Here is a 19,673-nt window from a genome sequence, read left to right as displayed (position 1 = left end):
TCGATCAGTTTGCCGCCCGTTTTAAGGCACAGTCAGCCCTCCGCTACCCCGCAAGTGAAATTATCTACTCTGCAGGCTGCGTCCGGCCGCCATGACTTGTCCCGATGAGTTCTTCCTCATCGATGTGGACATGACCCTCATAGGACTCCCCGATCTGGCGGTAGGGCCGGCCGCCCCAGGTCCAGCGGAAAACACGGCCAACCTCACACCCGACGGCATAGAGCGCCGGCACCATGAGCAGCGACACAAACAGGGCAAACGCAACCGCCGAGCCCAGCGACACCACCATCGGCTTCAGGAACTGCGCCTGGACGGATTTCTGAGCGATCATCGGCAGGATCCCGACAAAGGTCGTGACCGAGGTCAGTAGAACAGGCCTGAAGCGCGAGACGCCCGCATCGACAATCGCCTGCAGCGCACCGGCGCCTTCTTCCCGCCGCCGGTTGATATAATCGACCAGGACGAGGTTGTCGTTGATCACAACCCCTGCGGCCGCGCCAATCCCGAACATGGAGAAGATGGCCATCGGGACGCCGAAAGCGACGTGTCCGAAGGCGGCCCCGGCAAAGCCGAACGGGATGGCGATCATCAGCAGGAGCGGTTGCGCATAGGACTGGAAGGCAATCGCCAGCAGGATGTACATGGCCACGAAGGCGATCAGATAGAGCCGGACGATGTCACCGAAGAACTCGGCATCGCTTTCCGCTTCCCCCACGGCGCCGCGTGTGATCTGCGGATACTTCTTCGCGAAGTCCGGCCAGAAATTGGCCTCCATGTCTTCGGTGATCCGGGCCCGGGCGCCATCGCCGACAAGGTCTGCGAACACGGTGACCGAGCGCATGCGTTCCCGGCGGAGAATCCGGTTGATCCCCGGCTCAAAGGAGATTTCCGCCACCTGGGTCAATGGAATCTCGCGACCATCAGGGGTACGGATCCGCAGGTCGCGCAGGCTGTCGAGCGAGCGGCGGGCCTTTTCCGGATAGCGCACCATGACACGCACATCCTCACCATCGCGCGGCAGCCGCTGGGCCTCGATGCCGTAATAGGCCGCCCGCACCTGTGAGGTGATGTCATTCAGCGTGATCCCGAGGTTGGAGGCGCCCGGTTTCAGGTCGAGCCTGACCTCCTCAGCCGCCGAAGACAGGTTGTCGCCAATGTCAAAGGTCTGCTCATAGGTCGCCAGCTGGGCCTTGACCTCTTCGGCCGCCCGCCGGAGCAGGTCCAGATCGTCGTGATTCAGCGCAAACCGGATCGAATTGCTCGAATTGTTGATCGTGTAGGAGAAGTTCACCTCTTCCGCGTCCGGGACATCCCCGAAATTGGTACGGATTTCATCCGAAATCATCTTCGTGCTGACCCCGACCGGGCGCTCCTGGGCGGCCAGCAGGCCGATCCAGGCCTGCACCTCGCCTTCCGAGGCCACGATCGAGACATCCTGGATCAGGTGCTGTTCGAGTTCAGGATACTCGTCATCGAACACGTCGCGCGTCTGGTCGACGGCCACACGCAACTGGTCGCGCACCTCAAGCGAGCGCGAATGCGGCGTGCCGTCGGGCAGGTCCACCTGGATCTGGACGAGGTCGTCCTCGATGTCGGGCATGACACGAACCGGCAGCACATTGGAGGTGATCAGCATCACCGACCAGACGAAAAAGGACGTAAAGACCGCGATGGTGATGTAGCGGTGCCTGACCGCCGCTTCCAGCAGCGGCTTGTAAATCCGGTTGGCGAAGGTCACCAGGCTGTCGGCGATGGTCTGCTGAACCCTCAGCAGTCCGCCCAGCGGCCCCTCGAAGCGCTGCGGCTGCATATGCGAGAGGTGCGATGGCAGGATGAGCATCGACTCGACCAGCGAGAAGGTCAGCGCGGCGATCACGACATAGGTGATCTGCGCGGTGAACTGGCGTTCGGGCCCGGGCAGGAAGGCCCATGGGGCGAACATGATCATCGTGGTGATCACACCGAACATGACCGGCTTCAGGACAAGCTGGGTCCCGACGATGGAGGCATCGAGCCCGCGCCGTCGCCCGCTTTCCACCTCCTTGTGGATGTTCTCGCCCACCACGATGGCGTCATCGACAACGACACCGATCACGAGCAGGACGGCAAACAGCGACAGGAAGTTCAGCGAGACATCGAACAGCGGCAGGATCAGCATCCCCCCGGCAAAGGCCGTCCCAATACCGGCCGTCACCCAGAGGGCCACAACAGGGCGCAGGAACAGGATCAGGATGATCAGCACCAGCGTCATGCCCTGCACGGCCGCCGAGGTGATCGTCTGCATACGGCCCTTATAGACTTCGGACGTGTCGAACAGCAGGTCGAGCTTAAGGGCCGGCGGCAGGGCTTCCTGGCCTTTCCCGCTATTGGCCCGCTCCATGTAATCCTTGATGTTGTTGGAGAAGCGGACGATGTCCATTTTCTCCGGCGTATTGATCATGATGAAGGCGGTCGGCTCGCCATCGAAGGTCGCATCGAGATCGGCGTCCACGAAGCCATCGATGACCGTCGCCACGTCGCGAATACGGATCGTGCCGCCATCGAGCGTCTGGCGAACGATGATATCGCCGAAATCCTTCTCATTGTCGGCAAGCTTGCGCGCCTGAAGCGAGACGGTGCCGGTGTCGGTCCGCACGGTCCCGCCCGAGGAGTTCAGCGAGGAGTTGCGCACCGCATTGGCGACCTCTGCAAAGGTCATGTTGTAGCGCCGCAGGGCCTCTTCGGAGACCTCGATCGAGACCTCTTCGTCCAGCGTCCCCTGCACCTGAGCCAGCTCGCCGCCTTCAAGCAGGGCAATCTCGTCGCGGACTTCATCGGCATAATGCTTCAGCGTACGCGGATCGACATTCCCGTGCAGGGCGACCCCCATATACTGGTTGTTCGCCCGCCAGCGCTGGACCTGGGCCGGGAAACTCGATTGCGGCAGGTTCGAAATCGTATCGACGCGGCGTTTCACTTCATCGACAAACTCGTCGACATCGATATCCAGCTCGGTCTCGAGATTTACATAGCCGACGCCTTCGCGCGCCGTGCCCGTCAGGCGTTTCAGCCCGTCAATGTCAGCCACGACCTCTTCAAGCCGGACAACGATCTGCTCCTCGATGTCCTGCGGGGCTGCGCCCGGCCAGGCGATGGAGACGGTCGCCCCGTTCCAGTCAGCCGCCGGGAACGCCTCTTTCTCGAGGCTGAGAAAGCCGAACGTCCCGCCGATGAAGGCAACGACCATGAGAAGGTTTGCGGCGATCCCGTTGCGCGACCACCAGGCGACCAGACCGTTCATTGCGAAGCTCCATCGAGTTCACCGGATGCCAGCGAAGCCTCTCCGGTGGCATCTGCCGCGCCGCCTTTGGGTGTGCGCGAGACCAGTGTGCCGTCCGGCATGCGCTCGACGACCTGAATGCTCATGCCGTCAAAGGCGGCCTGGATCGGCGAGACAATGGCCAGTTCGCCCGGCTCGACACCTGCGTCGACATAGGCGCCGTCATCGGTGCTGTAGAGGACGTTCACTGTCCGGATATCCAGCTTGCCGGCGGGGCCATCCCCGATAAAGATCTCGTTGACGCCGCGAAGTGCCGCCCGTGGGACGCGCACGACATTCTCGACGGCGCGGCCCTGGATCGAGGCATTCACGAACAGGCCGGGCGCCATGGGCACGCCATCGTCGGCCCCCTCGCCATAGGGATCCCCAAGCTCAGCGATCACATTGATAAGGCGGGTTTGCGGATTGAGCGCGGCTGCCGTGCGCTTTACGCGCCCCACCCACTCGCGCGGCTGGCCGGCAACGGTCGCGGTGAACACCACTTCCGGTCCCGGCGTTTCCGGACTGTCGGAAAAGGCGAGCGGCAGCCCGGCACGGCCCATATCCTGGTCGGACAGCGGCAGGGCCACCTCGACGATATCGGTGGCGAAGATCGTGCCGAGCGCCTGGCCGGGGCTGACAAACTGGCCGAGGTCGGCATTGCGTTCGCGGACGCGGCCCGAGAAGGGCGCGGTTACAGCCGTACGGTTAAGCGCCAGCTGGGCATCTTCAAGCTGTGCGCGGGTGGATTCGAGATTGGCCCGGGCTTCGGCAAGTTGCGGCTCCCGGCGCGCCAGCGGGGTCGCATTCTCGATCCCCAGCTCCTCGATATCTTCGCGGGCGACTTCGGCGGTTGCCTGTTCGCGGGCAAGAGCCTGCTCTGCCGAAGCAACTGAAGAGCGCGCCCGGGTGACGGCCAGCTCATAGTCGGCCGCTTCCAGCCGGACCAGTACCTGGCCGTTGCGGATGAAACCGCCGTCGACAAAGTCCGGCGAAACATAGGAGATGCGCCCGGAGATCTGCGGGGCGATGACGATCTGCCGCTTGGGACGGACATCGCCCTGGGCCTCCACCGTCAATTGCAGGTCGGTAAGCTCGGCAGCTTCGGCGAAGACAGAAAGGCCACGGGGCTGTTCGTCCGCCTTCTCGATCGGCGGCTTGAGCATCTGCATGACGAAGAAACCGCCAAAGACGAGGCCGGCCAGAACGATGACAGGCAGGATGAGCGCGAGAATACGTTTCATGATGGTCTCTGGGGTTAAGGCGTCATTGTATCAGAATTATGGGAAATCGGCTCGCCGGGAATCCCGCCGCCAATCGCCAGGTGAAAGGCGATACGGTTGGAAACACGGGCCGACCGGGCGGCGATGAGCGTGCTTTCGGCATTCAGGCGACGGGTCTGGGCATCGATCAGGTTGAAGATCGTGATCAGGCCGTTGGAGTATTGCCGGGTCGCCAGCTCTTCGGCCTTGATGGCTTCGTCAAGCGCGCGCTCCTGGGCTTCAGACTGCTGGGCGAGGAACTTGTCGGCAGCGAGCGCATCTTCGACCTCGCGCCAGGCCAGCAACACGGTGGCCGCATAATCGGCAAGCACGGCCTTCGCATTGGCAATCGCCGCGTCGCGGTCCGCCTTCAGCGCGCCGCCATTGAAGACCGGCTGAGCGATGCTTGCAATGGCATTGGCCGCGATCCGGGTGGGATCGAAAAGATCGGCGAAATCGGTTTCGGTATTGTCCACCGAAGCCGTCAGCGTCAGGCTTGGAAGCAGTGCGAGACGGGCCTGTTCGGCGCGCAGGCCGGCGGCAACCACGCGGGCTTCGGAGGCCGCCACATCGGGCCGGCGCGACAGCAGCATGACCGGCGTGCCAGCCGCCTCGATCGGGGGCAGGTCCGGCAATTCCGCCGGCGCCTCGATGGCATTGGCCGGATAGCGCCCGACCAGGACTTCAAGCCGGCGCACGGCATTGCCGCTGGCCTGACGGCGCGCAGCGATGGACGCTTCGGCAGTGGCCAGCGCACTGCGCGCCAGGCGCACATCGAGTGCTTCGGTCAGCCCCCGGGCAAAACGCCGTTCGGTCAGTTTCAGCGCCCGTTCACGTGCCTCATAAGTCTTCACGGCCACGGCTTCCTGGGCCAGGGCTTCGTTCAGATCCGTCCAGGCAATGGCCGTCTGGGCGCCCAGCGAGAGGCGGGCCGATGCAAGATCTGCTTCGCTGGCGCTCAGGTCGGCCTCGGCCGCATCGATCCCGGCACGCACCCGGCCCCACAGATCGGCCGTCCAGGACGCATCCGCGCCCAGGCTGTAGCTCGGATCGGTAAACCGCTCATCCAGGGTTTCCTGATAGGTCGAGACGACGCCGGCCGACGCGCCAGCCGTCACATTCGGAAGCGAGCGGCCATAGACACTGCGGGCCTGGGCCCGCGTCGCCTGAACGACGAAGTATTGCGCGCGGATGTTCGGATTGTTCTCGAGCGTTTCATTGACCAGCGCTTCCATGCGCGGATCATTGAACTGGGCCAGCCAGTCACTGCGGGGCGCTTCGCCTGTCACACCGGCCGCCGCCCAGGCCTGAGGGGCCTGTGGCGCCACCGGGAAGACGGCGACGGGATCGCCCGCAAGATTGCCCGTGCTTCCACAGCCAACCAGCAGCAATGTGCCGAGAAATGCACTCTTCCGATTCATACGGCCCTCATCCGTTACATGCTCGGCTCTACGCACCGACTACTCGACTGTCAACAAAAAATTATCGAAAATCAATAATGACCTGCAGTGGTTGTAAATGCAACACAAGGGGATTGAGATTCCGTGCATTTTCCTGCGCAATATGACGGGAGTGGCCGCGCAAGGTGGCTTGCCAGCGCGCGGGAATACTGGTTGGAAAATGAATGTCTGTGAGTGACAGTCAGAAGACGAAGCGCATTATAAGACGCCCGGAGCGCGCCCAGGACTTTATCGTCCTGACGGTCGGCAGTGCCGGTTTGCTTGCCCTTCTCATTGCGTCCGGCGCGCTCGGCATCGTCGAGGGCATCATGGCGGCCATCGTCCTGATCGCCGGCGCACTTGCCTATTATGTCGGCTCCGTCCCCCCAGCGCCGCGCATCGAGACGATCGGCGAACCCTCGGGCGCCGAGTCCGATGTTGGCACGTCGATCCAGGCACTTGTCCACGCCCTGCCCTTTCCGGCCTGCTACATCTCGCCGGAAGGCCGCGTGCAGTTTGCCAACCAGCAGGCCAGCAGCCTTTTCCGGATCAACAAGATCGAAGGCGCGCTGAAATCCGTCATCATCCGCCAGCCCGATGTCCTGTCGGCGACCGAACGCGTCGCCCAGACAGGCGCTGGCGAACGCATCGAGTTCCAGACGGGCGAAGGCGACGAACTCTGGCTTGCCCACCTGACCCAGGGTCCGGAAGCCGGGAGCGTCTTCATCGTCATGGAAGACCGGACCGCCGTTCACCGGGCCGAACGGGCGCGCGCCGACTTCCTGGCCAATGCCAGCCACGAATTGCGCACCCCGCTGACCGCGCTCGCCGGCTTTATCGAGACAATGCTCGGCCCGGCCCGCAACGACCGCGACTCCTGGGACGGGTTTCTCGAGATCATGCACCAGCAGACCGACCGGATGCGCCATCTTGTGGCCGACCTCCTGTCGCTGTCGCGGATCGAGTTCAGCGAGCACCGGGCGCCCGACACGGTGATCGACTTCAGCGAAGTGCTGTCGCGCACGATCCTTTCGCTTCAGCCGATCGCGAATGACGCCAATGTCCGGCTGGAGCTCTCGGGCATGGACCGCCCCATTCCGATCACCGCAAAGTGGGATGAAATTGCCCAGGTCGTCCAGAACCTGGTCAGCAATGCCATCAAATATTCTCCGGCCGACGGCGAGGTCCGGGTGGAAATCGGCATGGCCCCCTCAATGTCGGAGGCCAGCCGTCTTGCGACCCGTCACAGGCATGAGGCCACCCGCTCGACCCTGCTGCAACCTCGGGCATCCTCGGAGGTCCCGGCCGCCTGGATGCGCGTCGAGGACAAAGGCCAGGGCATCGCACGCCAGCACCTCTCAAGGCTCGGAGAACGCTTTTACCGCGTCGATGAAAGCCGGGGTGGAGAAATCGAGGGCACCGGCCTCGGCCTCGCCATCGTCAAGCACATCATGGCCCGCCACCGCGGCGGTCTGGCCGTTGCAAGCCGGGAAGGCGACGGGGCCTCTTTCGGGGTCTGGCTTCCGGTCGCCGAAGAGAGTGAAGACCAGGATGACGACTGATGACATCCGGCGGCCTTCCCGACAGGCCCTACACCCCGCCTGACGAGACGACGCTTGGCCTTGTCCACGAAGATCCGCTCTTTCTGGCCGCCGACAAGCCCTCCGGTCTCCTGTCTGTGCCCGGCCGCGGCGCCGGAAAAACCGCCTCCGCGCTGACCTATCTCGAACAACGCTATGGCCCGCTGCATGTCGTCCACCGGCTGGATATGGACACCTCAGGGCTCATCCTGTTTGCCCGCTCGCTCGAGGCCGCCCGCGCCCTGTCACGGCTTTTCCAAAGCCGCGACGTCACCAAGACCTATTATGCCGTGGTTCATGGCCAGCCGGGCCGCGAGGCCGGGGAGATCACCCTGCCCATCGGCCGCGACTGGGCGGAACGGCCCAAACGGCGTATCGACCGGGAGCGCGGCAAGCCAGCCCTGACCCACTGGCAGGTCGAAGCGCGGCTGAGGGACGCGACCTGTCTTCAGCTGCAGCCCCACACCGGACGCACACATCAATTGCGTTTGCACCTGTCGGCTATCGGCCACCCGATTCTCGGTGACCGTCTCTATGGACAGCCAGACGCTGCCGACCGGCTTCTGCTGCACGCCAGCGGCCTAAGTTTCAGGCATCCGGATTCCGGCGAGACAGTCGATATCAAGGCGCCCCCAGCCTTCCCCGAATGGGCCCAATCTGAAAAATAAGTCACTGTGCGCAGTATGTGTCACATATGTGTCAAGCAGCCGCGTTATGAGGCGCCAAAGGGCTTGGAAGACTGCGTGGCTGCATGCTTGAAACGTTCGGACATCTACCCATTGCATGGTTGCTTTTTGCGGTTCTGGCGGCTGCGGGCTTTGTCTCGTTTTTCGCTGGCCGGACCGAGGCTGTGGCCGTCGGTCGGGGCTCCTCGGAACGCCTGAATTCGCAGCCGAACTATCATGGCTATTTCGTTGCCATGGCGACGATCGGGCCGGCCGCCATCGTGCTTGGCCTTTATGCCTTGTTCGGGGAAACGCTGGTTCGCGGCGAACTGGCCGGCGAACTGCCGCAGCGTATCCGCGATCTCGGATCGCTGGAGCTCAACCAGTATATTGACCGGATCGCCGAACAGTCCGCCATGCGCGATGCCGGCCCGACCGGTAATGCGCTCTTCGACGCGGCCACCGCGCGATATACAAGCCTGCTCGGTATCTCGCGCATTATTGCCGTCTTCCTTGCGCTGCTGGCGGCATGGGCCGGCTTCTTTGTCGCCAAGCGGAAGCTCTCGGTGAATTTCCGCGCCCGCGCCAATGTCGAGAATGGCATCAAACTGCTTCTCTTCATGTGTGCCGCAATTGCCGTCTTCACCACGATCGGTATCGTGCTCAGCCTCTTCTTCGAAGCGCTCCGCTTCTTCTCGCGCGTGCCATTCTTCAGCTTCATTTTCGGGCTGGAATGGAATGCCCAGACCGGCGCCGATTTCGGCGCCATTCCGCTTTTCTTCGGCACGTTCATGATCGCCTTCCTGGCGATGCTCGTCGCCGCGCCGATCGGCCTGCTCTCGGCCATCTATCTGTCCGAATATGCCAGCCCGCGCTTTCGCAGCATCGTCAAGCCGATCCTTGAGCTGCTCGCCGGGATTCCCACCGTCGTCTACGGCTTCTTCGCGCTCCAGTTCGTCGCCCCGCTCGTCAGAAGCACCGCCAACTGGGTGAACGGGTTGGCCTTCGTCCCCGACGGCTTCCTCGCCGCCCAGCCGACAAGCGCGCTCGCCGCGGGCATCGTCATGGGGATCATGATCATCCCCTTCGTGTCGTCTCTCTCCGATGACGTGATCAATGCCGTGCCCCAGACGCTGCGCGACGGGGCTTATGCGATGGGCGCCACAAAGTCCGAGACCGTCAAGCAGGTGGTGATGCCGGCCGCCCTGCCGGGTGTCATTGCCGCTCTGCTGCTGGCCGTCTCGCGCGCCATTGGCGAAACGATGATCGTCGTCATGGCCGCCGGCCAGCGCGCCCAGATCACGCCCGACCCGACGGCCGACCTGACCACCATTACCGTTCAGATCGTCGCGCTGCTGACCGGCGACACCGAGTTTGACAGCGCAAAAACGCTCTCGGCTTTCGCGCTCGGCTTCGTGCTCTTCATCGTCACGCTGATCTTCAACCTGATTGCCCTGCGCGTCGTCCAGAAATACAGGGAAAAATATGAATAGCCCCGTGCCCCCATCCTCCGAACAGGGCACCTTCGTCACGGACGCCGCCCTGAAGCGCCTCAAGAAGCGCCATGCCGCCGAGAGCCGCTTCAAGCTCTATGGCCAGCTGGCCATCGGGATCGCGATTGTCGCGCTGGTCACCCTGCTCGCCTCGATCTTCATGCAGGCCTCGTCGGCCTTCACCCGCCATGTGCTGACCTTCGACACCACGCTCGAGGCCAGTTATGTCACACCGGAGGGTGAGCGCGATCCGGAGAAAATCGCGCGCAATGTCAGCGGGTTCAATCTCCTGCTCCAGGACGAGCTGTCCGACCAGTTCCTGCCGGAAGATCCCGGCCTCTCCCTGCAGCGCGAACTCTATGGCCTGTTCACCCGGCTCGCCGTACTGCCGCTGGCCCGCAAGACGGCCGACACGCCCTCCAATATCGGCACACAGCAAAGCTTCTCGGTCGCCCTGGCTGACGATATCGACCTTTATCTCAAGGGCGGCATCACCAGGCGCAAGGCCGTCAATCTTGGCCAGGCCGGCGCCGTCAGCGGCTCGATGGATGACGGGTTCAACATCACGCTGGGCAAGGCCGAACCCCTCCAGTCCGCGCTCGACAAGTTCCGTGAGGATGAAGCAACGCCGACCGCACTCATTCAGATCGGCAGCACTTGGTTCCGCATGACAGGCCTCGATGGCAACACGGCCAGCCTCGAATACATTGCGGGCACACCCCAGGCGCCCGTCTCCGGCGCCGACGTATCCGGCCTGGCCCTGGAACAGGCGCAGGACAACCGCACCGTCACCGACCGCCAGATTGCGTGGACCATGCTGCTCGAGGATGAAGGCCGCGTGAAAAGCGTCCCGAACACGACCCTGTTCACCAATTCCGACAGCACCTATCCGGAACTCGCCGGTACCGCCGCTGCGATTGTCGGCTCCCTTCTGACCATGCTGGTCTGCGCCATGCTCGCCATTCCGGTCGGTATCTTCGCGGCTGTCTATCTCGAGGAGTTCGCCGTCAAGAACCGCGTGACCGACCTCATCGAGGTCAACATCAACAATCTTGCCGCCGTGCCGTCGATCGTCTTCGGCCTGCTGGGGGCAGCCGTCTTCATCAACTTCATGGGTCTGCCGCGCTCTGTCCCGCTTGTCGGGGGCCTCGTGCTCGGCCTGCTCGTGCTGCCAACGGTGATCATTGCCTCACGGGCCGCGCTGAAATCCGTGCCCCCATCGATCCGGACCGCTGCGCTCGGCGTTGGCGCCTCGAAGACGCAGGCCGTCTTCCATCATGTCCTGCCGCTTGCCGCGCCCGGCATCCTGACCGGCTCGATTATCGGCATGGCGCGCGCCCTGGGCGAAACCGCGCCGCTTCTGCTCATTGGCATGGTCGCCTTTGTCGCCGAAGTACCGGACAGCCCCACCGACGAATCCACAGTCTTGCCGGTGCTCATCTACAAATGGTCAACAGGCGCCGAGCGGGCCTGGGAGCCGCAAACAGCGGCTGCCATCATTGTCCTGCTCGTCTTTCTCGTATTGATGAACCTCATCGCGATCATTCTGAGACGCCGCTTTGAAAGGAGATGGTAGTCATGGACGGAAATGTCGAAGACTTCACCGAAACCGATAAATCAGAACGGGCTGCCAATATGGCCGAAATGATCAAAGTGGACTGCCGAAACATCGACGTCTTCTATGACGACAAGCAGGCAATCTTCGATATCTCGCTGGCCATACAAGACCGGGCGGTGACGTCCTTCATCGGCCCGTCCGGCTGTGGCAAGTCCACTTTCCTGCGCTGCATGAACCGGATGAACGACACGATCGAGTCGGCAAAGGTGACCGGCAAGATCTTCATGGACGGCGCCGACATCAACGATCATTCCATCGACCCGGTCCTGCTGCGCTCCCGCGTCGGCATGGTGTTCCAGAAGCCGAACCCGTTCCCGAAATCGATCTATGACAACATCGCCTATGGCCCGCGTATTCACGGTCTCGCGGGCAGCAAGTCGGAACTCGACGAGATTGTCGAATCCTCGCTTCGCAAGGCCGGCCTCTGGGACGAGGTGAAGGACCGGCTCCCGGCGCCCGGCACGGGGCTGTCCGGCGGGCAGCAGCAGCGCCTGTGCATCGCCCGCGCCATCGCCGTCAGCCCGGAAGTCATCCTGATGGACGAGCCCTGCTCGGCGCTGGACCCGATCGCCACCGCGCGCATTGAGGAACTGATCGACGAACTGCGCGAACGTTACTGCATCGTGATCGTTACGCACTCAATGCAACAGGCTGCGAGGGTTTCGCAGCGCACAGCCTTCTTCCATCTCGGGAAACTGGTAGAATACGGGGACACCGAGCGGATCTTCACCAATCCGGAAGACACCCGCACACAGGATTATATCACAGGCCGCTTTGGATAATGGCCCGGAACGAACCATACATGTCAGAACACATTGTCACTGCCTTCACCGACGAACTGGAGCATCTCTCCGCAAACCTGCTGCGTATGGGCGGGCTGGCAGAGTCGATGATCAATGATGCCAGCCGGGCCGTCGTGACGTTCGATCTCGAACTCGCCCGCCAGGTCATCAAGCGCGACGAGTCCATCGACGAGCTGGAAGCCGAGGCCGAGAAGGCCATCATCCGGCTGATTGCCCTGCGCCATCCGATGGCCGCCGACCTGCGCGCCGTGTTGGGCGCGATGAAGCTCGCCGGCGACATCGAGCGCATCGGCGATCTCTGCAAGAATATCGGCAAGCGCTGCCTGGAACTGACCGGCGACGAGAACCGCGCCGCCGTCAAGGGCATCGAGCGGATGTCCAAGGCCGTCTCACAACAGCTGCAGATGGCGCTGGATGCCTATCTGCGCCAGGATGTGAAGGCCGCGATCACCGTCCTCGAAATGGACGATGACATCGACGACCACTACACGTCCTTCTTCCGTGAGACGCTGACCTACATGATGGAGGATCCGCGCCAGATCGGCTCCAACACCCATCTGATCTTCATGGCGAAGAACCTCGAACGGATCGGGGACCACGCCACCAATATTGCAAAGGCCGTCTATTACATGGTCACCGGCGAAACAGCGACCGGCGACCATGTCGAAGCGCGCCTCAAGGCCGAAGGAGGCTCGCGTTGAAACCCTTTGTCCTGATTGCAGAAGATGAGAAGGCCGTCGCCGAACTCCTCCGCTACAATCTTGAACGCGAAGGCTATGATACGACCATCGCCCCGGATGGCGATGAAGCCATGATCCAGTTGGACGAGCGGGTGCCCGACCTTGTGCTGCTCGACTGGATGCTGCCCAAAGTGCCGGGGATCGAGGTCTGCCGGCGGATCCGTTCCAAGCCCGAAACCGCCAATCTGCCGGTCATCATGCTGACGGCGCGCTCCGAGGAAGGCGACCGCATTCGCGGCCTCGATACCGGGGCGGATGACTATGTCACCAAGCCCTTCTCAACGACCGAGCTCATGGCCCGTGTGCGCGCCGTGCTCCGCCGCATCCGCCCGGCCCTGGTCGAAGACAAGATCACGGTGGGCGACATTACTGTCGACCGTACCACCCATACCGTCAGCCGCGACAATCGCGACATCCATCTGGGGCCGACCGAATTCCGCCTGCTCGACTACTTCATCCAGCATCCGGGCCGCGTCTTCTCGCGCGAGCAGCTGCTGGACGGGGTGTGGGGCTCGGATGTCTATGTCGAGGCCCGCACGGTCGATGTCCATGTCGGCCGGCTGCGCAAGGCCCTGATGAGCCAGGGCGGCGACGATCCGATCCGCACGGTCCGCTCGGCAGGATATTCCCTCAAGGGCTCCTGACCCCGCACGATTGTGGCAGAAACTCTTGCAAATTTGGCAAGAAGCTTCTAGCCGCACGGCTAGACTGAAGCCATTATTTCTGGAGAGAGCCCATGCGCATCGGTGTCCCGACTGAGATCAAGAAACAGGAATCTCGCGTGGGGCTGACCCCCGAGAGTGTCGGTGATCTCGTCAATGCCGGCCATGATGTCTTCATCCAGGCAGGCGCTGGTACCGGCTCAGGCTTTATCGACAAGCATTACACCGATGTCGGCGCGAAGATCGCGGCCGATGCCGACGAGGTGTTCAAGGCGGCCGAGCTCATCGTGAAGGTGAAAGAGCCGCAGCCGGAAGAAACCGCGCGCCTGACGCCTGAGCATACCCTCTTCACCTACCTCCACCTGGCCCCGGACCCGGTCCAGGCCGAAGGTCTGATCAAGTCTGGCTGTACGGCCATCGCCTATGAAACGGTGACCGAACCATCCGGGGGCCTGCCGCTGCTGCGTCCGATGAGCCAGGTCGCCGGGCGCATGTCCATGCAGGTTGCCGCCTGGGCGCTGATGCGCACCAAACGCGGCCGCGGCCTCCTACTCGGCGGCGTGCCGGGTACGCAACCGGCCAAGGTCATCATTGTCGGCGGCGGTGTTTCCGGCACGAATGCCGCGGAAATTGCTGTCGGCATGCGCGCCGATGTCACCATCTTCGATCGCAACAATAACCGCCTCGCGGAGCTGGACGGTCAGTTCAACGGCCTCGTGAAGACGATGTTCTCAACCAAGGCCGCGCTTGATGCCGCCGTCAAGGAAGCTGATCTCGTGATCGGCGCCGTTCTCATTCCGGGCGCCTCGGCCCCGAAGCTCATTTCGCGCGAACAGCTGAAGACGATGAAACCGGGCGCCGTGCTTGTCGACATCGCCATCGACCAGGGCGGCTGTTTCGAGACCTCGCATCCGACGACGCATGAAGATCCGATCTATGATGTCGACGGCATCCTGCACTATTGCGTCGCAAACATGCCGGGCGCCGTCCCGCGCACGTCCACCTATGCGCTGAACAATGCCACCCTGCCCTTCGTGATGCAGATCGCGAACAAGGGCACGCATGCGGCGCTGAACGAGAATGTCCACCTCGCCAATGGCCTGACGGTCGCTGAAGGCCACATCACGCATGAGCCTGTCGCGAAAGATCTCGGCATGACCTACAAGCTGCCCGGCTGGTTCAAGCCGCAGGTCTGAAGCCCTTACATCGCGCGAAGCGCCGCCAGCAGGTCTGCCATATCGGCCGGCAGGGGCGCTTCGGCGAAGACCTTCTCTCCCGTGACCGGATGGACGAAACCGAGGCTCGCGGCATGCAGGGCCTGACGGTCGAACTGCCGCGCCAGCGTCGTCGCCTCCCTGAACGCCTCACCTGAGCCATACGCCTTGATGCCACGATGACGCGCATAGGTGGGATCGCCGATCAGCGGCGCGCCGATATGCGCCATGTGCACGCGGATCTGGTGGGTCCGCCCCGTTTCCAGCCGGCATTCCATCAAGGCCGCCGCAGGAAGCCCCGTGCCCTTGTCCAGCTCCCCGAAGGTTTCCAGCGCACGGTAATGGGTGACCGCATGACGGCCCGCATCGCTCTCTTCGTCGCGCACCACGGCCATCTTCTTGCGGTCGGCTGTCGAGCGCGCAATCGCCATGTCGACACTGCCCACCAGAGGGCGCGGCGCCCCGCGCGTAAGGGCCAGATAGGTCCGGTCGATATCGTGCGCCTTGAACAGCTTCGACAGGCCGGCATGAGCAGCTTCGGTCTTGGCAACAGCCAGCACGCCGGTCGTGTTCTTGTCGATCCGGTGTACGATGCCGGGGCGCTCGACCCCGCCAATGCCCGGCAGCTCACCCTTGCAGTGATGCAGCAGCGCATTGACCAGCGTGCCCTGCCAGCTGCCCGGCGCCGGGTGCACGGCCATGCCGGCCGGCTTGTTGACGAGGATGAGATGCTCGTCCTCGAACAGGACATCGAGCGGAATGTCCTCCGGCTCCGGCGTGGCCGGAACAGGCGGCGGCATGTCGAGCTCATAAGTCACGCCCGGGCGCACGGCGGCTTTCGGGTCGTCGGAGACCGCCCCATTCACCGTTACCGCCCCCTCCTTCACCAGCGCCTTGGCGCGCGACCGCGACAGGTCCGGAAACTGTTCGGACAGGAAACGGTCAAGCCGGGTTCCGTTGTCACCCGGTGCGGCAGTGGCGGTCAGCTTGCTCATCGCTGCAGCTTATAGACCGGGTTTCGCGGATTCGTCATGATGTTGGCATAAGAGAAGACTGTTTTTCGGGAGGAGCAGCGAACCATGAGCAAGATTTCCAGGCGTCATTTCCTCGGCTTTGGCGCAGGCGCAGCCGGCCTGGCCGCATGCGCGACCCAGGGCACAGGCGACAATCCGCTGGCCGACACCCGCCCGGCCTTTGCCGGCGAAGCGCGCTTCGATCATGGTGTCGCTTCCGGCGATCCGCTCACCGATCGGGTGATCCTCTGGACGCGGGTTACGCCCGCCGATGAAGAGACGACCTCGCCCATCCCGGTCAGCCTGATCGTGGCGCGCGACCGCGACATGAGCGACATTGTCAGCCAGACGCCGGCCGAAGCCGCGCCTGGCCGTGACTTCACCGTGAAGGTGGATGCTGACGGCCTTGAAGCGGGCACAGAGTATTTCTACCAGTTCGCCGCCAGGACCACGGCTGGCGATATCGTCTCTCCCATTGGGCGGACGAAAACGCTCGCCGCATCGGGCGCGGCGCCGGTCAAATTCGCGGTCATTTCCTGCTCGAACTTCCCGTTCGGCTATTTCAACGTCTATGACGACATCGCCAAGCGCACCGATCTCGACGCAGTCATCCATCTTGGCGACTATATCTACGAATACGGCGTCGACGGGTATGGCGGCGAGATCGGCCAGGCCCTTGGCCGTAATCATGAGCCGCCGATGGAAATCGTCACGCTAGGCGATTATCGGATGCGCCACGCCCAGTACAAGCGCGATCCCATGCTGCAGGCCGCGCACGCTGCCGCGCCCTGGCTTTGCACCTGGGACGATCACGAAAGCGCCAACAATTCCTACCGCACGGGTGCGGAAAACCACCAGCCCGAAACCGAGGGCAACTGGACCGACCGCAAACAGGCCGCCGTCCAAGCCTATATGGAATGGCTGCCGGTCCGCGACCCGCAGGCCGGACGGGCCTTTACCGGCATCTACCGGAAATTCGATTTTGGCGATGTCGCCACTGTCTTCTGCCTTGAATCCCGCCTGACCGGCCGCTCAGAAGAGATCGCCTGGGGCGCGGAACTTGCCGGCGTGGCCCCGGAAGAGGTGCCGGCCAAAGCCCAAGCCGTCATGGCACGGGTGAATGACGAAAACCGCACCATGCTCGGCAAGGTGCAGGAAGGCTGGCTCGACAAGGGGCTGCAGACATCGACAGCCTCCGGCAAGGCCTGGCAAGTGCTCGCCAATCAGGTGATCCTCGCCACGGTGAAACCGCCGAACATGATGGAAAAGCTCACCCCTGAACAGCAGGCCGCCCAGACAGGTTATGTCGCCGGCATGATCCCGTTCAGCCAGCTGGGCCTGCCGTTCAATCTCGATGCCTGGGACGGCTTCCCGGCGGCACGCGAGCGCCTCTATGCGTACGCCTCGGCGGCCAGTGCCCGGCTCGTGACCTTTACCGGCGACACACACACGGCCTGGGCGAACACGCTGCATGACAAGGCGGGCGCGCGGCGCGGTGTGGAATTCGGCTGCACCTCGGTCACCTCACCCGGCATGGGCAAATATGTGAACGATGTCCCCAATCTGGGCGAGCTCTTCGCCGAGGCCAATGAGGATGTCGACTGGTACGACCCGAACGGGCACGGCTACATCCTCGTCACGCTGACGCCGGAAACCGTCTCTTCGGAATACTACAAGGTCTCGACCATCGAGAGCGAAACCTATCGCGCCGACAAGGTGGCGAGCTTCATCTCACACCGTGAGGATGACGGGATCACGGCCCTCGCCGCCCAGACCGCCTAGCCGCGGCCGCGATAGGACGGAACGCCGGTCTCGGGAACATACAGCCCCTCCGGAAGCGGCCCGGACTGCCAGAAGACGTCGATCGGGATGCCGCCGCGCGGATACCAGTAGCCGTAGATGCGCAACCATTTCGGCTCGAGCAGCCCGACCAGCCGCTTGCCGATGGCCACCGTGCAGTCTTCGTGAAAGGCGCCGTGATTGCGAAACGAGGTGAGATAGAGCTTCAGGCTCTTGCTTTCGACCAACCAGTCGCCGGGCGCATAATCGATCACGATATGCGCGAAATCGGGCTGGCCCGTTACCGGACAGAGCGAAGTAAACTCCGGCGCGGTGAACCGGGCGAGGTAGAGCGTGTCGGCATGCGGGTTCGCCACGCGCTCCAGGGTCGCCTCCTCCGGAGAGGCGGGGATCGCACTCGAATGGCCGAGCTGGTCCAGACCGGAATAGATGTCTTCTGACAAGGAGGCCTCCTAGCCTGTGAAACGCGGAATAAGATCGAAACTGAACGCCATGTAGAGCGCGTAACCGGCCAGGAGAACGGCCCCTTCCCAGCGCGCAATCTTGCGTTCGGTGCAGGCGAACAGGATCAGCAGGAAGACCGAGAGCGCCAGCGCGCCCATGTCCTGCATCGAGATGAGGCTCTCGCCCGGCCCATAGCTCAGGGCGGCAACATCCAGGGGCTTGTCGCCCGCCGCCGAGGACGGACCGGAGACGATGCTGAACGGATAGACCGCCGCCGATACGCCCATGATGCCGAGAATGTTGAAGACGTTGGAGCCGATCACATTGCCGAGCGCCACATCGGCCCGGCCTTTTGCCGCCGATACAATCGAGGTGACGAGTTCCGGCAGGCTGGTTCCGATCGCGACGATGGAAATGCCGATCACGGTTTCGGAAATCCCGACCGTGCGCGCGAGCTCGGCGCCACCGGTGACGAGCATCCGCGCGCCGAGGATCACCCCCGCAATGCCGCCCACGGCCAGCAACAAGGCGAGCCAGAGCGGCTCGTGCGTCTCAACGGTTTCCGCTTCACCGCTATGCACGGCAGCGACAGGCGAGCCTTTCCGCTGGTCGAGCACGACCGAGACAGCGAGATAGATGAGGAGCAGGACGACAAAGAGGATGCCCATGGGCCGGGTGAACCCGTCAAACCAGAGGACACCGGCAAACAGGATCGTGGCCGCAATCATGACAAGGCCATCCCGGCTCAGCGCCCGAAGATTGATAACGATTGGCGAGATCAGGCAGGCAGCCCCGACAACGAGCAGCACATTCGCGATATTCGACCCGATCACATTGCCGACCGAAATCCCCACTGCGCCGTCGGAAAGCGCCTGAAGGCTGGTAACCATTTCGGGCATGGAGGTGCCGAAGCCGACCAGTGTCAGCCCGATCATCAGTTCCGACATGCCCAGCTTGCGGGCCACGCCGACAGACCCGCGCACCAGGACTTCGCCGCCCGCCAGAAGCAGCATCAGCCCGCCAACAATCAGCGCCATCATCATCATGAGAGATTCGTCCTCAACCCGTTTGCCTACTTCTCTAGCCCGGGAGACCCTTTGCGTCCAAACTGGTTTCCATGCGGTCTCGATGGCTTACACTCACGCCCTGAAAGGAAGAAGCGATCCATGCAGCAAATCAGTTACGGCCTTGCCGCCCTTGCGCTTTTGGTCCCCGCCGCTTGTCAGGCAGCCGGGCCTGCGAGCTCCGACATGGCTACCGATGAGGCGGAAGCAGAGATTCGCGCCGTCCTGGCGCAACAGGATGCCGCCTGGGATGCGGGCGACATCGAGAGATTTATGGAAGGCTACTGGCAATCGCCTGAGTTGCGCTTTGCCTCCGGCGGATCGGTCGTGCGCGGCTACTGGAAAACGCTTGAGCGCTATCGCACACGCTATACCGACCGGGCCGCGATGGGCTTGCTTGACTTCGAGGAGCTGGAAATTGTCCGCCTCGGCCCGGAAGCTGCCGTGGTGCATGGCCGGTGGCAACTGACCCGGGAAAACGATGCCCCGTCCGGCCTCTTCACCCTCATTTTCCGCCGCATCGACGGCAATTGGAAAATTGTGAGCGACACCACGACCTCTGCCGATTGATCCCGCCG

General features: G+C 63.1%; 16 protein-coding genes. 10 read left to right on the top strand and 6 right to left on the bottom strand.

All coding sequences use genetic code 11. From position 1 onward, the window contains the following. Positions 1-64: 64 nt before the first annotated feature. Genes B8784_RS09250 through B8784_RS09240 form a run of 3 tightly spaced genes read right to left on the bottom strand, consistent with a single transcriptional unit; the run spans position 65 to position 5,981 of the window. Positions 65-3,280 carry an efflux RND transporter permease subunit gene (locus tag B8784_RS09250; protein WP_084397670.1) on the bottom strand — a complete coding sequence of 1,072 codons (3,216 nt, stop codon included), beginning with the start codon at positions 3,278-3,280 and terminating at the stop codon, positions 65-67. Continuing rightward, on the bottom strand, positions 3,277-4,542 hold the full coding sequence (locus B8784_RS09245; RefSeq protein ID WP_084397669.1) for an efflux RND transporter periplasmic adaptor subunit: 1,266 nt from the start codon (positions 4,540-4,542) through the stop codon (positions 3,277-3,279). Before B8784_RS09245 ends, B8784_RS09250 begins: the two co-directional genes overlap by 4 nt. 14 nt (positions 4,543-4,556) lie before the next feature. Then, a complete protein-coding gene (locus tag B8784_RS09240; protein ID WP_084397668.1) occupies positions 4,557-5,981 on the bottom strand; it encodes an efflux transporter outer membrane subunit in 1,425 nt (474 codons plus the stop codon). Positions 5,982-6,184: 203 nt separating this feature from the next. Between B8784_RS09240 and B8784_RS09235 the strand changes: the two genes are divergently transcribed. From B8784_RS09235 to ald, 8 genes are all read left to right on the top strand, one after another. Next, positions 6,185-7,561 (top strand): sensor histidine kinase, encoded by a 1,377-nt coding sequence (locus tag B8784_RS09235; protein ID WP_084397667.1) that lies wholly within the window; start codon positions 6,185-6,187, stop codon positions 7,559-7,561. Next, the gene (locus B8784_RS09230; RefSeq protein WP_084397666.1) at positions 7,561-8,247 is read left to right on the top strand and encodes an RluA family pseudouridine synthase; all 687 of its coding nucleotides are present in this window, start codon (positions 7,561-7,563) and stop codon (positions 8,245-8,247) included. Before B8784_RS09235 ends, B8784_RS09230 begins: the two co-directional genes overlap by 1 nt. A gap of 83 nt (positions 8,248-8,330) precedes the next feature. Then, entirely contained in the window at positions 8,331-9,737 is a 1,407-nt protein-coding gene (pstC, locus tag B8784_RS09225; protein WP_084397665.1) for a phosphate ABC transporter permease subunit PstC, read from the top strand. Beyond that, entirely contained in the window at positions 9,730-11,313 is a 1,584-nt protein-coding gene (pstA, locus tag B8784_RS09220) for a phosphate ABC transporter permease PstA (RefSeq protein ID WP_084397664.1), read from the top strand. The genes pstC and pstA overlap by 8 nt, the downstream gene beginning before the upstream one ends. A gap of 59 nt (positions 11,314-11,372) precedes the next feature. Continuing rightward, entirely contained in the window at positions 11,373-12,137 is a 765-nt protein-coding gene (pstB, locus tag B8784_RS09215) for a phosphate ABC transporter ATP-binding protein PstB (RefSeq protein ID WP_233356055.1), read from the top strand. A 20-nt stretch (positions 12,138-12,157) separates the two neighbouring features. Further along, the gene (gene phoU / locus B8784_RS09210; RefSeq protein ID WP_084397752.1) at positions 12,158-12,859 is read left to right on the top strand and encodes a phosphate signaling complex protein PhoU; all 702 of its coding nucleotides are present in this window, start codon (positions 12,158-12,160) and stop codon (positions 12,857-12,859) included. Next, positions 12,856-13,542, top strand: coding sequence for a phosphate regulon transcriptional regulator PhoB (gene phoB / locus B8784_RS09205; protein WP_084397662.1), 687 nt, complete (start codon positions 12,856-12,858; stop codon positions 13,540-13,542). Before phoU ends, phoB begins: the two co-directional genes overlap by 4 nt. A 92-nt stretch (positions 13,543-13,634) precedes the next feature. Beyond that, positions 13,635-14,756 (top strand): alanine dehydrogenase, encoded by a 1,122-nt coding sequence (gene ald, locus B8784_RS09200; protein ID WP_084397661.1) that lies wholly within the window; start codon positions 13,635-13,637, stop codon positions 14,754-14,756. A gap of 5 nt (positions 14,757-14,761) precedes the next feature. On the opposite strand, the gene B8784_RS09195 is transcribed toward ald, so the two are convergent. Continuing rightward, positions 14,762-15,769, bottom strand: a complete 1,008-nt coding sequence (locus tag B8784_RS09195) for an RluA family pseudouridine synthase (protein ID WP_084397660.1) — start codon at positions 15,767-15,769, stop codon at positions 14,762-14,764. Positions 15,770-15,853: 84 nt separating this feature from the next. Between B8784_RS09195 and B8784_RS09190 the strand changes: the two genes are divergently transcribed. Continuing rightward, positions 15,854-17,569 (top strand): alkaline phosphatase D family protein, encoded by a 1,716-nt coding sequence (locus B8784_RS09190; RefSeq protein ID WP_084397658.1) that lies wholly within the window; start codon positions 15,854-15,856, stop codon positions 17,567-17,569. Here B8784_RS09190 and queF read toward each other — a convergent pair. Continuing rightward, positions 17,566-18,030 carry a preQ(1) synthase gene (gene queF / locus B8784_RS09185; protein ID WP_084397656.1) on the bottom strand — a complete coding sequence of 155 codons (465 nt, stop codon included), beginning with the start codon at positions 18,028-18,030 and terminating at the stop codon, positions 17,566-17,568. The genes B8784_RS09190 and queF overlap by 4 nt on opposite strands. Positions 18,031-18,039: 9 nt before the next feature. Next, positions 18,040-19,077: a calcium/sodium antiporter gene (locus B8784_RS09180; protein WP_233356042.1), complete on the bottom strand. Its 1,038-nt coding sequence runs from the start codon at positions 19,075-19,077 to the stop codon at positions 18,040-18,042. Positions 19,078-19,281: 204 nt separating this feature from the next. Between B8784_RS09180 and B8784_RS09175 the strand changes: the two genes are divergently transcribed. Then, the gene (locus tag B8784_RS09175; RefSeq protein ID WP_233356041.1) at positions 19,282-19,665 is read left to right on the top strand and encodes a YybH family protein; all 384 of its coding nucleotides are present in this window, start codon (positions 19,282-19,284) and stop codon (positions 19,663-19,665) included. Positions 19,666-19,673: the final 8 nt, after the last annotated feature.

The organism is Henriciella aquimarina, from assembly GCF_002088975.1.
Lineage (GTDB): Bacteria > Pseudomonadota > Alphaproteobacteria > Caulobacterales > Hyphomonadaceae > Henriciella > Henriciella aquimarina.
Note: the sequence above shows the minus strand (reverse complement) of the source record. Positions and strands in the feature narration are given on the sequence as shown.